The following is a 758-nucleotide window of genomic DNA, read 5'->3' as shown; positions in this document are numbered from 1 at the left end:
GTTAATGGTCGTTTCGTACAAGTTATCTATGCCAAAGACCCAAGCGAAATCGATTATACTGCTTATGGTATCGACAATGCGCTAGTTATCGATAACACCGGTATTTGGAAAGACGAAGCGGGCCTTGGCAAGCATCTACAGTCTACTGGCGTAAAAAAAGTACTATTGACAGCACCTGCTGGCGGCGATATTAAAAACGTCGTTTACGGTGTGAATAACGACACTGTTGGTGACGATACGATCGTTAGTGCTGCGAGCTGTACGACTAATGCCATTACACCGACATTAAATGTACTAAACGATGAGTACGGTATTGTAAATGGTCATGTAGAGACTATTCACTCATTTACCAATGATCAGAACTTGGTTGATAACTATCACAAAGCAGACCGCCGTGGTCGTAGTGCGGTGATGAACATGGTTATCACCAGTACTGGCGCAGCAAAAGCCGTTGGTAAAGCATTACCAGAATTGAACGGTAAGCTAACGGGTAATGCTATCCGTGTACCGACACCAAATGTCAGCCTAGCCATCTTGAACTTGAATCTAAAAACAGCACCAGCAAGCGCTGACGCGTTGAATGAGTTCTTGCGTAAGATTGCTAACAGCAGCACGTGGCAGTCGCAAATTGCTTATACCGATTCTACAGAAGCCGTATCTACTGACTTTGTTGGTACGACTCATGTCGGTATCGTTGATGCCCAAGCGACTATTTTGACTGATAACCAAGCTATCGTCTATGTTTGGTATGATAATGA

The 758-nt window shown here is 44.1% G+C and carries 1 protein-coding gene; it reads left to right on the top strand.

All coding sequences use genetic code 11. The annotated features are described in order from the left end of the window. A partial coding sequence (locus ACS8FC_RS16930) for a glyceraldehyde-3-phosphate dehydrogenase (protein ID WP_439297643.1) occupies window positions 1-758 on the top strand: 758 nt, incomplete at both ends.

The organism is Psychrobacter sp. 1Y4 (assembly GCF_051847555.1).
This window is presented reverse-complemented; position numbering and strand designations above follow the sequence as displayed.